General features: G+C 63.5%; 13 protein-coding genes. 12 read left to right on the top strand and 1 reads right to left on the bottom strand.

Going from position 1 to position 15,073, the window contains the following annotated elements; genetic code table 11:
- Window positions 1–10: 10 nt before the first annotated feature.
- Together ABLE71_RS23575 and ABLE71_RS23570 are read left to right on the top strand one after the other, a co-directional pair.
- Window positions 11–727, top strand: coding sequence for a heme-copper oxidase subunit III family protein (locus ABLE71_RS23575; protein WP_348785925.1), 717 nt, complete (start codon window positions 11–13; stop codon window positions 725–727).
- A gap of 9 nt (window positions 728–736) precedes the next feature.
- The gene (locus ABLE71_RS23570) at window positions 737–1,126 is read left to right on the top strand and encodes a cytochrome C oxidase subunit IV family protein (RefSeq protein ID WP_348785924.1); all 390 of its coding nucleotides are present in this window, start codon (window positions 737–739) and stop codon (window positions 1,124–1,126) included.
- A gap of 83 nt (window positions 1,127–1,209) precedes the next feature.
- On the opposite strand, the gene ABLE71_RS23565 is transcribed toward ABLE71_RS23570, so the two are convergent.
- Window positions 1,210–2,016 (bottom strand): DUF2189 domain-containing protein, encoded by an 807-nt coding sequence (locus ABLE71_RS23565; RefSeq protein WP_348785923.1) that lies wholly within the window; start codon window positions 2,014–2,016, stop codon window positions 1,210–1,212.
- Between the two features lie 324 nt (window positions 2,017–2,340).
- Here ABLE71_RS23565 and ABLE71_RS23560 point away from each other — a divergent pair, with 324 nt between their 5' ends.
- From ABLE71_RS23560 to cysG, 10 genes are all read left to right on the top strand, one after another.
- Window positions 2,341–2,721, top strand: coding sequence for a cytochrome c family protein (locus tag ABLE71_RS23560; RefSeq protein WP_348786011.1), 381 nt, complete (start codon window positions 2,341–2,343; stop codon window positions 2,719–2,721).
- 138 nt (window positions 2,722–2,859) lie between these two features.
- Entirely contained in the window at window positions 2,860–3,462 is a 603-nt protein-coding gene (locus ABLE71_RS23555; protein ID WP_348785922.1) for an ANTAR domain-containing response regulator, read from the top strand.
- Complete coding sequence (locus ABLE71_RS23550; protein WP_348785921.1) at window positions 3,459–4,715, top strand: CmpA/NrtA family ABC transporter substrate-binding protein; 1,257 nt, start codon at window positions 3,459–3,461, stop codon at window positions 4,713–4,715. Before ABLE71_RS23555 ends, ABLE71_RS23550 begins: the two co-directional genes overlap by 4 nt.
- Before the next feature lie 332 nt (window positions 4,716–5,047).
- Window positions 5,048–6,361, top strand: a complete 1,314-nt coding sequence (locus tag ABLE71_RS23545; protein WP_348785920.1) for a CmpA/NrtA family ABC transporter substrate-binding protein — start codon at window positions 5,048–5,050, stop codon at window positions 6,359–6,361.
- Between the two features lie 58 nt (window positions 6,362–6,419).
- Window positions 6,420–7,313, top strand: coding sequence for a nitrate ABC transporter permease (gene ntrB, locus ABLE71_RS23540; RefSeq protein WP_348785919.1), 894 nt, complete (start codon window positions 6,420–6,422; stop codon window positions 7,311–7,313).
- 11 nt (window positions 7,314–7,324) lie between these two features.
- The gene (locus ABLE71_RS23535) at window positions 7,325–8,122 is read left to right on the top strand and encodes an ABC transporter ATP-binding protein (RefSeq protein ID WP_348785918.1); all 798 of its coding nucleotides are present in this window, start codon (window positions 7,325–7,327) and stop codon (window positions 8,120–8,122) included.
- A gap of 5 nt (window positions 8,123–8,127) precedes the next feature.
- A complete protein-coding gene (nirB, locus tag ABLE71_RS23530) occupies window positions 8,128–10,578 on the top strand; it encodes a nitrite reductase large subunit NirB (RefSeq protein ID WP_348785917.1) in 2,451 nt (816 codons plus the stop codon).
- Window positions 10,579–10,582: 4 nt separating this feature from the next.
- Complete coding sequence (gene nirD / locus ABLE71_RS23525) at window positions 10,583–10,912, top strand: nitrite reductase small subunit NirD (protein ID WP_348785916.1); 330 nt, start codon at window positions 10,583–10,585, stop codon at window positions 10,910–10,912.
- A 7-nt stretch (window positions 10,913–10,919) separates the two neighbouring features.
- Window positions 10,920–13,592, top strand: a complete 2,673-nt coding sequence (locus ABLE71_RS23520) for a nitrate reductase (RefSeq protein ID WP_348785915.1) — start codon at window positions 10,920–10,922, stop codon at window positions 13,590–13,592.
- Complete coding sequence (gene cysG / locus ABLE71_RS23515; protein ID WP_348785914.1) at window positions 13,564–15,066, top strand: siroheme synthase CysG; 1,503 nt, start codon at window positions 13,564–13,566, stop codon at window positions 15,064–15,066. The genes ABLE71_RS23520 and cysG overlap by 29 nt, the downstream gene beginning before the upstream one ends.
- The last annotated feature ends 7 nt before the right edge of the window (window positions 15,067–15,073 follow it).

Genomic DNA, 15,073 nt, shown 5'->3' with positions numbered 1-15,073 from the left:
GAGGATGCGAATGGCCGACACGACCTTGACCCCAGCCGGCCACGAACGGTCGGTCGGACTGCGAGGCGTCGCCTCGGACTGGTCCTCCGACCAACGGGCCTTCAAAAACGTCTCCTGGGGGAAGGCCATGATGTGGATCTTCCTCCTCAGCGACACCTTCATCTTCGGCTGCTTCCTGCTGTCCTACATGACCGCCCGGATGTCGACGAAGGTCCCTTGGCCCAACGCAAGCGAGGTGTTCGCCCTCCACATAGGCGGCCAGAACATCCCGCTGATCCTGATCGCCATCATGACTTTTGTCCTGATCTCGTCGAGCGGCACCATGGCGATGGCTGTCAACTTCGCCTATCGCCGTGACCGCCGGACGACGGTCGTGCTGATGCTGCTCACCGCTGCGCTGGGCGCGACGTTTGTCGGCATGCAGGCATTCGAATGGACGAAGCTGATCAGCGAGGGCGTGCGCCCATGGGGCAATCCATGGGGCGCGGCGCAATTCGGCTCGTCCTTCTTCATGATCACCGGCTTCCACGGAACCCATGTGACCTTAGGCGTGATTTTTCTGGTTATCGTGGCGCGAAAGGTTTGGCGCGGCGACTACGAAACAGGAAAGCGAGGCTTCTTCACAAGCCGGAGAGGCAACTACGAAAGCGTCGAGATCATGGGCCTGTACTGGCACTTCGTCGACCTCGTCTGGGTGTTCATTTTCGCATTCTTCTATCTGTGGTGAGGAAGGGACATGGCTGAAGCAACGGCACACGGAATCACTCCCCTGGATGGGCACGCGGCGCACGCGGCCGTCGTGGCTCACGCAGATACCCATCAGGAGCACCCGATCAAGCTCTATCTGGTGGTCTGGGGCTGGTTGTTCATCCTCAGCGCCTGCTCCTACATGGTCGACTACCTGCATGTGCAGGGCTACCTTAGGTGGTCGCTGATCCTGATCTTCATGATGCTGAAGGCCGGCCTGATCGTCGCCATTTTCATGCACATGGCGTGGGAGCGCCTCGCGATGGTCTATGCAATACTGGTACCGCCGATCGCGGTGCTGGTGTTCGCCTGGATCATGGCCATCGAGTCCGAGTACACGCTCTGGACCCGGATGACGTTCTTCGGCGCCGGCCCATGAGATTCTTTGGGTACCGCGAAACCCTTCGACCGCGCGCCGCAACGCGCGGTCGAATTATTGCCGGTTCGGAGATATCCGCGTCCTCAGGTCGACCGCGCCGGCTCGACAACCTTCCGGTACAGGTGCCAGGTGGCATGGCCGAAGACGGGGAGCACGATAGCCAGGCCGGCGAATAGCGGCAGCGACCCCAGCATCAAACCCACGGTCACCATAAGTCCCCAGACAATCATGGGGATCGGGTTGGCCAGGACCGCCCGCACCGAGGCGTGGACCGCTTCATAGGCGCCGACATCCCGATCGAGCAGCAGCGGAAACGCGATGACGGTCGTACAAAGCACCACCACGGCGAAGATGAAACCGATGGCATGACCGACGATGATAAGCGTCCAGCCCTGGTCGGTGGAGTAGATCTCCCTGATGAAGGCGCCGACGGACTCGGGCGGTATGCGGCCAAACAGATTCTGGTAGAAAGCCTGCGCCGTCAGCAGCCAGGCAAGGAAGATGACGAACAGCATGCCTCCGACTGCTGCTATCGCCGGCAGCGCCGGGGAGTTCCGAATCTCGAACGCATGCCGCCATGACGTGTCCAAGCCAAGCTCCCGCCGGCGACTGATCTCGTAGAGACCGATCGCCGCGAACGGACCGATGAGCGCAAATCCCGAGACCAGCGGAAAGAGCAGCGGCAGCGCATTGTTGCCCGACGTCCACGCCGCCAGGAAAACACCGACGATGGGGTAAATCAGGCAAAGGAAGACAATATGGGACGGCTTCACCATGAAATCGTCGATGCCGCGTCGCAATGCGTCGACTAAGTCGGAAACGCCTATTTTTCGTACGCGAATATGTTCCTGCGTTTCGTTGGCGCCTGCAATCACGTGAAAGCTTGCCATTGACCACTCCTCCTAGACCAGGTCCAGTTGGCCGCGGCTCGATGTCGCTCAGCGTGTCAGGTCACGCTCACGACCGCGACCATTTGCCTCACCAGCATACTCTCATTCGCAGGATTTGCTACAAAGGACTGCTAGCCACCTGCGCAGGCAGAGCGCAGACTCTTATGGAGGAAGAGCACGGACGTGCGCGGCAGGGTCGCCGGTAGACCCGCAGCCCCATTGAGGCTCGGCCAGCGCGCTTTCCGGCTGTCGATTCGGTACGCAAAGATGCTGGTCGCGCTCCGCGGCCTTCTTACGGAGGATATCGCTATGAAGTTGACGAAGATGTTCGGCCCGGCCTTGTTAACTGGGTTGCTTGGCGTCCTTCCCGCTCAGGCTGACGGCGATGCGGTCGCCGGGAAAAAGGTCTTCAACAAATGCACGGCCTGCCACGACGCGACGACCGGCAAGGACAAGGTCGGTCCGTCGCTGGTCGGCGTCATCGGCCGCACCGCCGGCACGCTGGAAAGCTACCTGTCCAAATATTCCGCCAATATGAAGGAAGCCGGCGCGGGCGGACTTGTCTGGGACGACGCCAACCTAACGGCATATCTGCGCGATCCGAAGGCTGTGATCCCCAAGGGCAAGATGGCGTTCCCCGGTTTGAAGAAAGACGAAGACCTCGCCAACGTCATCGCCTATCTGAAGGCCGACCCGAAACCGTAGCGGGACGGCGCGAAGGCTGGCGCGACGGCGCGTTCCACGGCTCCCGCCCGACCTGCGGTTCTTCGACCGCCGGTCCATTCGCACGCCGTTTCCCGCATGCCGCATTGCACAAAACCGGCGAGTGGTCAGAATGGCGTCATGCATAGCGGCGCGCTGACAATTCTTGTGATCGACGAAAACCGCATCCGCGCCTCGATCATCGAGGCCGGGCTGCGGGATGCCGGGCATGAACACGTCACCGTCATCCGTGACGTGACCGGCATTGCCAAGCGGATCGCCGAGATCGAACCCGACGTGATCTTCATCGACCTGGAGAATCCCAACCGTGACATGCTGGAGAACATGTTCGAGCTCTCGCGCGCCGTGAAACGGCCGATCGCGATGTTCGTCGACCGATCCGATACTGCTTCGATCGAAGCCGCCGTCGACGCCGGAGTATCCGCCTATATCGTGGACGGATTGCGCAAGGAACGCGTGAAACCCATCCTTCAGATGGCGATAAGCCGCTTCAACGCATTTTCACGCATGGCCCGCGAACTCGAGGACGCTCGCACCGAACTCGAGAGCCGCAAGCTGGTCGATCGCGCCAAGGGCATTTTGATGAAATCGCGCGGGCTTTCCGAGGGGGAGGCCTATGCGCTGTTGCGCAAGACGGCGATGAATCAAAATCGCAAGATCAGCGACATAGCACAGAGCCTGGTGATGGCCGCCGGCCTGCTCGGACCGGAGAATAACGCATGACGGCGCGCCCCGAACACCAGATCGACGCTGCCTTCATGCCGCTCTTCGATAGCGCGGTGCTGATAGCGGCTCGCGAGATCGGCTTTGCCGAGCGCGAGGGCGTGGACCTGGTGCTGCATCGCGAGACCTCATGGGCCAATATCCGCGACCGCATCGCCATAGGCCATTTCGACATCGCCCACATGCTCGGTCCGATGCCGATCGCCTGCAATCTCGGCCTGACGCCGCTCACTTCCGACACGATCGTGCCGTTTGCACTGGGGGTTGGCGGCAACTGCGTGACGGTATCCAATCCGGTCTGGGAGGGGATGGCCGACCATGGCGCAGTACCCGACCTCGATCCGGAAACGGCCGGTCGGGCGCTGGGCGGGCTCGTCCGCCAACGCACCGCGGCGGGCAAAGAACCGCTGCGCTTAGGCGTCGTGCACCCGCATTCAGGCCATTACTACGAGCTTTGCTACTGGCTGGCTGCGTGCGGCATCGATCCGCTGCGGGACATCGAAATCGTCATCGTGCCGCCGCCCTTCATGGCAGATGCGCTCGCGGCCGGCCGGCTCGATGGCTATTGCGTCGGCGAACCGTGGAACAGCCTGTCGGTGGCGCGCGGCATCGGCCACATCGCGACGGTAAAGGCGAAGATCTGGCGCAACAGCCCGGAGAAGGTGGTCGGCGTGCGCAAGGCCTTTGCCGACGAGCGGCCCGACGCGCTGGCGGCTATGCTGCGGGCGCTGCATCAATCGGCACGCTGGTGCCAGGATCCGGCGAACCGTGACGACCTCGCCTTGCTGATGGCACAGCCGCGATTCCTTGGCGTGCCCCCTGCCCTGCAGATGCCGATCCTGACCGGTCGCCTCACGGTCGGCGATGGGGTGGACCTGTCGGTCGCCGACTTTTTCCTGCCCTTCGACAAGGGGGCGAACTTTCCCTGGAAGAGCCACGCGCTGTGGCTCTACACGCAGATGGTGCGCTGGGGGCAGGTCGCACATACGCCGAAAAACGAAGCGGCGGCGCGCGATACATATAGGCCCGACCTCTATCGGGCAGCGCTGAAGCCGCTTGGCGTAGCGTTGCCCGGAGCCAACGCCAAGGTGGAAGGCGCGCTGGCAGGCCCCACGCCTGTCGGCTCTGCCGGCGCCAGCCTCGTGCTGGGACCGGACGGCTTCTTCGACGGTGGCGTCTTCGATCCTGACCGCGTCGACGCATATGTCGTGGCACAAGCCGCCAGGGGCGGTGACCAAAATCCAGGCAGATAGTGCAATGCACAATTTTTGTGCTGCTCTGCGGCCGAATTGGCTACCCTTTGGACGTAAAGCGGCGTGACTGTTTATTGTCACCTCACCTTTCCATTGATTTCATTCGACAATCCCGAGTGAAACGAAACTGGCACGCTTCGTGCTTCTAAAATTGCGAGCCCATTGAGGGGCCATGAAATTCGCGTCCAATGGCGGGCGCAACAGGCAAAGCTGCCGATCAGGTTTGCGCGATCCCGCTTGGACGGGCGCGCAGGATCTGGCCGGCAGCTTTTTTCGTTTCGAATGACCTCAACCGACGGGTCCCTCCCAGACCCGCGACACCGGAGACCGAAATGACCGATCGCATCGATCCGAAAAGGCAGTTCCGCGCCACCCGCCGTACCTTCCTGAAACAGGCCGCGACAGCCGCGGCCCTGATGGCCGCAGCGCGTGAACTATTGCCGTATGGCGCCTATGCAGCACCGGCCGTCCCGGAGGTTACCGGCGCCAAGCTCGGTTTCATCGCATTGACCGATTCAGCCCCGCTGATCATCGCCAAGGAGAAGGGCCTCTACGAGAAATACGGCGTTCCGGACGTAGAGGTACTCAAGCAGGCCTCGTGGGGCGCGACGCGCGACAACATGGCACTCGGCGGCGAGAACGGCGGCATCGACGGCGGCCACATCCTGCGTCCCAAGGTGCATCTCTATTCGTCCGGCGCTGTCATGCAGAACAAGCAGAAGCTGCCGATGTACACTCTAGTCAATCTCAATGAAGACTGCCAGGCAATCTCGGTCGCGCAGGAATATGCAGACACCAACGTCCAGCTCGATGCGGGCGCGCTGAAGGAGGCTTTCGCCAAGAAGAAGGCCAGCGGCAAGGCCGCGACTGTCGCGGTGACATTCCCGGGCGGCACGCATGACCTGTGGATGCGCTACTGGCTCGCCGCAGGCGGCATCGACCCGAACGCGGATGTCGAGGTGATCGTCGTCCCGCCGCCGCAGATGGTCGCCAACATGAAGGTCGGCAATATGGACGCCTTCTGCGTCGGCGAGCCCTGGAATGAACAGCTCGTCCACCAGAAGATCGGCTTCACCGCCGCGACGACCGGCGAGCTGTGGTTCCGCCATCCGGAAAAGGTCCTCGGCATGCGCGCCTCCTTCGTCGATGCCAATCCGAAGGCCACCCTCGCCATCATGATGGCCGTCATGGAGGCCCAGCAATGGTGCGACAAGATGGAAAACAAGCATGAGATGGCCGAGATCGTCGGCAAGCGGCAGTGGTACAACGTGCCGGTCGCCGACATCATCGGCCGCATCAAGGGCGACATCAACTACGGCAACGGACGAACCGCCGCCGGCACCAATCTTCTGATGAAATTCTGGGGAGAGAAGGGCGAGACCTCCTATCCGTGGAAAAGCCTCGACAGCTGGTTCGTTGCCGAGAACATCCGTTGGGGCAAGTTCCCCGGCACAACCGACATCAAGGCGATGGTCGACGCCACCAACCGTTCGGACCTGTGGCTTGAAGCCGCCAAGGGCCTCGGCTTGGCCGACATGCCTTCGGGCGACAGCCGCGGCGTTGAAACCTTCTTCGACGGCAAGACTTTCGATCCGGCGAATCCGTCAGCCTATCTCGACAGTCTCGCGATCAAGGCGATGGTCTGATTGTGCCGGCCGGCGCGACGCCACCGGCCGATCCATTCCTTCGACAGAGGTGAAACCCATGCCCCTTCCCGCCGCCAAGAGCGACGTCGTCGTCGCCGGCCCCTTCAAGCAGCGCCCCGCGGCCGTGGTGCCGCTCGCCGTCAAGACGAAACGCTTCGATATCAACGCAATCGCCATGGGAGCCGCGCAAACGATCCTGCCGCCGCTGGTGGTCCTGGCGATCATCCTCGCCGTCTGGCAGGCAGCCTTCTCCGGCCCGGAAGCTTCGCTGCCGCCGCCCTCCGAAGTCTGGGCGCAAAGCAAGGACCTGATCATCAATCCGTTTTTCGTCAACGGCTCGCAGGATATCGGGCTCGGCCTGCGCGTGCTGGTGTCGCTGGAGCGCGTCGCCTACGGATTCGGGCTTGCCGCGGTCATCGGCGTGTTGCTCGGCGCGCTGGTCGGGCAGTCGGTCTGGGCGATGCGCGGACTGGATCCCATCTTTCAAGTCCTGCGTACGGTGCCGCCGTTGGCCTGGCTGCCACTGTCACTCGCCGCATTCCTCGACTCGCGGCCATCGGCCATTTTCGTGATCTTCATCACGTCGATCTGGCCGGTGATCATCAACACCGCCGTCGGCATCCGCAATATCCCGCAGGATTACCGCAACGTCGCTCGGGTACTGCGGCTCAACCAGGTCGAGTTCTTCTTCAAGATCATGGTGCCGGCGGCAGCACCCTATATCTTCTCGGGCCTGCGGATCGGCGCCGGCCTGTCTTGGCTGGCAATCGTAGCCGCCGAGATGCTGACAGGAGGCGTCGGCATCGGGTTCTTCATCTGGGATGCCTGGAACTCGTCGCGCCTCACCGACATCATCGTGGCGCTCATCTACATCGGCCTCGTCGGCTTCATGCTCGACAAGCTGGTCTCGTTCGCAGGCGTCATCGTCACCCGCGGCACCGCGTCGAACTGAGGATATTGACCATGACCGCCTATCTCGAACTCGACCACATCGGCAAGACCTTCAGCCGCGGCTCACACTCCACCGAAGTGCTGCGCGACATTCGCATAGTCATCGACAAGGGCGAATACGTCTCGATCATCGGCCATTCCGGTTGCGGCAAGTCGACTTTGCTCAATCTGGTTGCCGGCCTGACCCAGGTGACGACCGGCGCCGTGCTGCTCGAAAACCAGGAGGTGAACGACCCCGGTCCCGACCGCGCGGTAGTTTTTCAGAACCATTCTCTGCTTCCCTGGCTCACCGTCTACGAGAACGTCAACCTCGCCGTGTCGAAGGTTTTCTCGGGCCGCAAGTCCAAGGCTGAGCGGCACGCCTGGATCATGGACAATCTCAATCTCGTCCAGATGGCGCATGCTGTCGACAAGCGGCCCGGCGAAATCTCAGGCGGCATGAAGCAGCGCGTCGGTATCGCACGGGCGCTAGCAATGGAACCGAAGATACTGTTGCTCGACGAGCCTTTCGGCGCGCTGGACGCCCTCACGCGCGCCCATCTCCAGGACCAGATGATGGAGATCCATGCCCGCCTCGGTAACACGATAATCATGATCACCCACGACGTCGACGAGGCCGTGCTGCTCTCCGACCGCATCGTGATGATGACCAACGGCCCGGCGGCCACGATCGGCGAGGTGCTGAACGTTCCTCTGGAACGGCCGCGCAACCGCATCGCGCTTGCGTCCGACAGAACCTATCTCAAATGCCGCGAGGCGGTGCTCAAGTTCCTCTACGAGCGCCACCGGTTCGTCGAGGCAGCGGAGTAGCCGATATGACCGAAAAACTCGTCATCGTCGGCAACGGCATGGCGCCCGGGCGAATGCTCGAGCACCTGCTGGAAGCCGCACCGGACCGCTACCAGGTCATCATCTTCAACGCCGAGCCGCGCGTGAACTACGACCGCATCATGCTGTCGCCGGTTCTCTCAGGCGAGAAGGCGTTCGAGGAAATCGTCATCCACGGCGACGGCTGGTACATCGAACACGGCATCACCCTCTACAAAGGCCACAAGATCCTCGCCATCGACCGTGAGGCAAAGACCGTCACCTCGGACCATGGCGTGACCGAAAGCTATGACCGGCTCGTCATCGCCACTGGCTCAGTGCCGTTCATCATTCCGGTACCCGGCAAGGATTTGCCGGGCGTGCTCACCTACCGCGATCTCGACGACGTCCACGCCATGCTGCTCGCCGCCCAGTCGCGCGCAAAGGCCGTGGTCATCGGCGGCGGGCTGCTCGGCCTGGAGGCGGCCGCAGGTCTCAAGGAACGCGGCATGGACGTCACCGTGCTGCACGTCATGCCGACCCTGATGGAGCGCCAGCTCGATCCGGCGGCCGGTTATCTGCTGCAGAAGGCGGTAGAGGCGCGCGGCATCAAGGTGATGACTAAAGCCAACACCAAGGCGATTGTCGGCAACGGCAAGGTCGAGGGTGTCGAGCTTGCCGACGGCACGGTGCTTCCCGCGACGCTGGTGGTGATGGCTGTGGGCATCCGGCCGAACGTCGGCCTCGCAAAGGACACGGGACTGGAGGTCAATCGGGGCATCGTCGTCGATGACCGCATGCAAACCTCCGATCCCGACATTTTCGCGCTTGGCGAATGCGCAGAAGTTGGCGGCAACGTCTATGGCCTGGTCGCGCCGCTCTACGAAATGGCGCGGGTGACCGCCGCGAAGCTGGCGGACAGTGAGGACAGGCGTTTCGTTCACACCGACACGCCGACCAAGCTCAAGGTCACCGGCATCGAGCTGTACTCGATCGGCGACTTCGCCGACGGCGACGACCGCGAGGAGATCATCCTGCGCGACGCTTCGGCCGGCATCTACAAACGCGTGATCCTGCAGGACAACAAGATCATCGGCACGGTGCTGTTCGGCGAGACCGCCGACGGCGCCTGGTTCAACGATCTCAAGAAAAAGCAGACCGACGTCTCCTCGATGCGCGACACGCTGATCTTCGGGCAGATGTTCCAGGGGGGGGCCCCGGCGGACCCTTTGACGGCCGTTGCGGCACTGGCGGATGATGCGGAAATCTGCGGCTGCAACGGCGTCTGCAAGGGCAAGATCACCGGCGCGATCTCGGCCAAGGGCCTGACCGGTCTCGACGACGTGCGTGCCCACACCAAGGCCTCTGCATCCTGCGGTTCATGCACCGGACTTGTCGAGCAGCTGCTGAAGCTGACGCTTGGCGAGGCCTACAACCCGGCGGCGGTGCAGCCAATGTGCTCCTGCACGACGCTCGGGCATGACGACGTGCGCCGTCTGATCAAGGCCAAGGGCTTGAAGACGATACCTTCGGTCATGCAGGAACTCGAATGGAAGACCTCCTGCGGCTGCGCCAAATGCCGTCCGGCGCTGAACTATTACCTGATCGCCGACTGGCCTGACGAATATGCCGACGACTACCAGTCGCGCTTCATCAATGAGCGCGCCCACGCCAATATCCAGAAGAACGGCACCTATTCAGTCGTGCCGCGCATGTGGGGTGGCATGACCTCTTCGAAAGAGCTGCGCGCCATTGCCGACGTCGTCGACAAATTCGGTATTCCGGCGGTGAAAGTCACCGGCGGCCAGCGCATCGACATGCTGGGCATCCGCAAGGAGGATCTGCCTGCCGTCTGGGCCGATCTCGGCGAGGCCGGCTTCGTCTCGGGCCATGCCTACGCCAAGGGCCTGCGCACGGTGAAGACATGCGTCGGCACCGACTGGTGCCGCTTCGGCACGCAGGATTCCACCGGTCTCGGCATCCGCATCGAGAAATTCATGTGGGGCTCGTGGACGCCCGCCAAGGTCAAGATGGCGGTGTCCGGCTGCCCCAGGAACTGCGCGGAAGCCACCTGCAAGGACGTCGGCGTGGTCTGCGTCGACTCCGGCTTCGAGATCCATTTCGCCGGTGCTGCCGGTCTGGATATCAAAGGTACCGAGGTCCTGGGTCTCGTGAAGACCGAGGGCGAAGCGCTCGAAGTGATCGTCGCGCTGGTCCAGATGTACCGCGAGCAGGCGCGCTACCTCGAACGCATCTACAAATGGGCCAAGCGCATCGGCGTGGCCGAGATCAAACGACAGGTGCTTGACGATCTCGACAGGCGCAAGAGTTATTTCGAGCGCTTCGTCTTCAGCCAGAAGTTCGCACAGGTCGATCCGTGGTCGGAACGCGTATCCGGCAAGGACAAGCATGAGTTCCAGCCAATGGCCGTAGCCCAGTTCGCCGAAGCCGCGGAGTAGCATCATGACCTGGTTCGACATTGGCGCCATCGACGACATCCCGCAGCGCGGCGCGCGTTGCGTAACGACGCCGCAGGGCAAGATCGGCGTCTTCCGCACAATGGACGACCGGATATTCGCCATCGAGGACCATTGCCCGCACAAGGGCGGGCCGCTCAGCCAGGGCATCGTGCATGGCGCGGCGGTGACCTGCCCTTTGCACAACTGGGTGATCTCGCTGGAAACCGGCATGGCGACCGGCGCCGATGAAGGGGCGGTCAAGACCATCCCCGTCAAGGTCGAGAGAGGGCGCATTGCGCTCGGCCTGGATGAGATGCTGCTGGCGGCCGAGTAGCGCGATCATGGACAAGCCAGCGGCCGAAGTGAGGACGACATGCCCCTATTGCGGGGTAGGTTGCGGCGTGCTGGCCAAGGTCGCCGCGGATGGAACGGTTTCCGTCCGCGGCGACCCCGACCATCCCGCCAATTTCGGCAAGCTCTGTTCCAAAGGTTCGGCGCTTGGCGAGACGACGGCGCAGGACGGTCGACTGCTTCATCCGGAAATCGGCGGGTGGCGCGCCGAATGGGACGAGGCGCTCGACCTCGTCGCCGCCAAGTTCTCGGAGGCCATCACGCAGCACGGCCCTGACGCGGTCGCCTTCTACATCTCCGGCCAGCTGCTTACCGAGGACTATTACGTCGCCAACAAGCTGATGAAGGGTTTCATCGGTTCGGGCAACATCGACACCAATTCGCGGCTTTGCATGGCCTCGTCGGTCGCGGGCCATCGCCGCGCCTTCGGCGAAGATATCGTGCCCGGGGCGTACGAGGATTTCGACGAGGCCGACCTTGTCGTCTTGACCGGCTCCAATGCCGCATGGTGCCACCCGATCCTCTATCAGCGCATGCTCGCCGCGCGAAAGGAACGCGGCACGAAGATCGTCGTCATCGATCCGCGCCGCACGGCAACCGCCGATGAATGCGATCTGCATCTGGCGCTTGACCCCGGCACCGACGTTTTGCTGTTCAACGGGTTGCTCGCGCACCTTGCCCGGACCGGCAGCGTCGATCGCGACTTCATCGCGAAAAGCACTTCGGGTTTCGAAGAGACCATGGCGCTGGCAGCCGCCGATGCCCCGACCATCGAGCGCGTAACGCAAGGTTGCAGCCTCGCAACTGCGGACGTGCGCCTCTTCTATGAGCTCTTCGCGGCGACCGCGCGAACCGTCACCGTCTACAGCCAGGGCGTCAATCAGTCGGCGCACGGGACCGACAAGGTCAACGCCATCGTCAATTGCCATCTGGCGACCGGGCGTATCGGCAAGCCGGGCATGGGCCCGTTCTCGGTCACCGGCCAGCCCAACGCGATGGGCGGGCGCGAGGTCGGCGGCCTTGCCAACCAGCTCGCCGCGCATATGAGCTTCGACTTTCCCGCAGACGTCGACCGCGTCGCGCGGTTCTGGACGGCTCCCGGGATCGCCCGCAGGCCCGGCCTGAAGGCGGTGGACATGTTCCGCGCCGTCGGCGATGGCCGCATCAAGGCGCTCTGGATCATGGGCACCAATCCGGCCGTCAGCATGCCGGATGCAGGCCGCGTCCGCGCGGCGCTGCGGGCGTGCGATTTCGTCGTCGTCTCCGACGTCGCTCGTACCGACACCACCCGCTACGCCGACGTGATGTTGCCTGCGGCCGCCTGGGGCGAGAAGGACGGCACGGTCACCAATTCAGAGCGGCGCATGTCGCGGCAGAGGCCGTTCGTGCCGGCGCCCGGCGATGCCAGGCCGGACTGGCGCATCATCTGCGATGTTGCGCGGCGCATGGGCTTTGCAGGCGCTTTCGGCTTCGGCGATCCAGCTGCGATCTTTCGCGAGCATGCAGCTTTGTCGGCATTCGAGAATGAGGGCAAGCGGCTGTTCGACATCGGCGGCCTGGCCGAGATCGATCCGGCTGCATACGAGAATCTCGCGCCTCGCCAGTGGCCGGCGCCGAAGAAAAACAGAGTGTCGGACCGGCTGTTTGGCGACACGCTTTTCCCGACGCCGGACGGTCGCGCCCGATTGGTGCCGGTACGCCAGGAGGCACCCGCTACAACCGTCGATGCCGCCTTTCCGATAGCGCTCAACACCGGCCGCCTGCGCGATCAGTGGCACACGATGACGCGCACGGGCAGTGTGCCGCGCCTGATGGCCAACGCACCGGAGCCAACGGTCGACGTTCACCCGCTCGACGCGGCGGCGAACAAGCTCAGGGACGGCGACATCGCGCGCCTTTCGACACGCTACGGCTTCGCCCGCGCGAAGGTCCGCATCACCGACGCCCAGCGGCCCGGCCAAGCCTTCCTGCCTATGCATTGGAGCGGCAATTTCTCAGCCAATGCCGGCGCTGGAACACTATCCGCTCCTGTCGTCGATCCGATCTCCGGCCAGCCCGAATTGAAGCACGTGCCGCTGTGCATCGTTCGCGAGGTGATTGCCTGGTCGGGCGCTCTGATCACAAGGCGCGACCTTAGGCCAACCGGTTTTGTCCACTGGAGCCGGTGCAAGGTGGACGGAGGCTGGGTCTACGAACTCGCTGGTACCGAGACACCCGACCAGGGCGTCCTGCTGGCGCGCTCGCTCCTGGACACTTTCCGGCGCGACCGACTGCTCGAATATACGGACCGCCGGGGTCTGAACTACCGCGCGGCGGCGGTCGATGAAAACGGCGCCATGGCGGAAGCCCTGCTGGTGGCGCCACCAGATCAGTTGCCGGCGCGGGACTGGCTGGTATCGCTGCTTGCCTCGCGCCAGCCTTTGTCCATGGCCGACCGCATGGCGCTGCTGTCCGGCCGCTCGCCGGTCCCGATGCCGTCGGTCGGGCGCATTATCTGCTCCTGCTTCAACATTGGGGTGAACCAACTCGCCTCGGCCGCGGCGGCAGGCTGCGCCACCGTAGAGCAGGTCGGAGCACAGTTGCGGGCCGGCACCAACTGCGGCTCCTGCCGCTCCGAAATAAGGGCCATCATCGATGCAGGTCGTGTCCAGGCAGCCGAGTGAATCGGGCTCCTCGCGTATCCAGCCGCTGAGCATTCTGCCGGTCTTTTTCGACATGACTGGAAAGCGAGCCGTGGTGGCCGGTGGGACCGCTGCTGCCGCTTGGAAAGCCGAGCTGTTGGCGGCGGCGGGAGCCAACGTCCATGTCTATGCCCGACCGGACGAGATTTCCGGCGAAATGGCTCGCATCGTCGAGCAGGGATCCGGCATCACCCTCCACAGTCGCGGCTGGGATGCGGCGTGCCTGAGCGACACCGCAGTGGCGCTGGCCGACGCCGAGAATGACGAAGGGGCCGCGATCTTCGAGACCGCCGCGCGCGCCGCCGGTGCGGCCTGCAATGTCATCGATAAGCCGGCCTTCTGCCATTTCCAGTTCGGGTCGATCGTCAACCGCTCTCCCGTCGTGGTTGGAATATCGACCTCGGGCGCGGCGCCGATCCTTGGGCAGGCCGTTCGCCGACGTATTGAAACGCTGCTGCCTCCATCACTGGCGGAATGGGCAGCCTTGGCGCGCAGACTTCGCGACAGCGTGCTGGAGCGCCTGGAACCAGGCGCCAGCCGCCGCTCCTTTTGGGAAAAGCTCGTCGACCGCGCCTTCGGTCCAGCTCCTGATGGCGCGGACGATGAACTCCTCCGCGAGATGCACACGGCTTCGGATAATACCCGGCGCGGTCACGTTACCTTCGTCGGCGCAGGTCCGGGCGACGCCGAACTCCTGACGCTGAAGGCTGTGCGCGCGCTGCAGGCGGCCGATGTCATCCTGTTCGACGATCTTGTCTCCGACGAGGTACTGGAACTGGCGCGCCGGGAAGCCAAGCGCATTCTTGTCGGCAAGCGGGCCGGCCGACCAAGCTGCAAGCAGCACGAGATCAATGACATGATGGTCAGCCTCGCAAAGGCCGGCCGCAGGGTCGTCCGGCTGAAATCCGGAGACCCGATGATGTTCGGCCGCGCCGGCGAAGAGATCGCCAGGCTTACGGCGGAAGGGATCGATTACGATGTAGTCCCCGGCATCACCGCCGGCATCGCCATGGCCGCGGCATTAGGAGTCTCGTTGACCCATCGCGACCACGCCAAGTCGGTTCGCTTCGTCACCGGCCATTCGAAGTCGGGCGGGCTGCCGCAGGACGTCGATTGGCGCGCCATCGCCGATCCCTCGGCGACAACGATCTTCTATATGGCCGCGCGAACCGCCGACCAGATCGCCGAGCGGCTTATCGGCATGGGCTGCCCGCCGGAAATGCCCGTTGCCGTTGCGGCGTCGCTGGGACGTGGCGACCAGATCCTGCACAGGACGACCTTGCAGAGCATTGGCGCGGCAGTTGAAGCGATTGGTTTCTCCAGGCCGTTGATCGTCGGCATTGGCGAAGTTTTCGCGCTTCAGCGGCCTGCGGTTGCGATGTCTGGTGCAGGTGCCGCGCCGATCCCCGGCGCATTGGCCGACCAGAATTCGGACACTCGGCGCTTCAGGGCCTAGAGCATCG

Source organism: Mesorhizobium sp. KR9-304 (genome assembly GCF_040049215.1).
Classification (GTDB): Bacteria; Pseudomonadota; Alphaproteobacteria; order Rhizobiales; family Rhizobiaceae; genus Mesorhizobium_K.
This window is presented reverse-complemented; position numbering and strand designations above follow the sequence as displayed.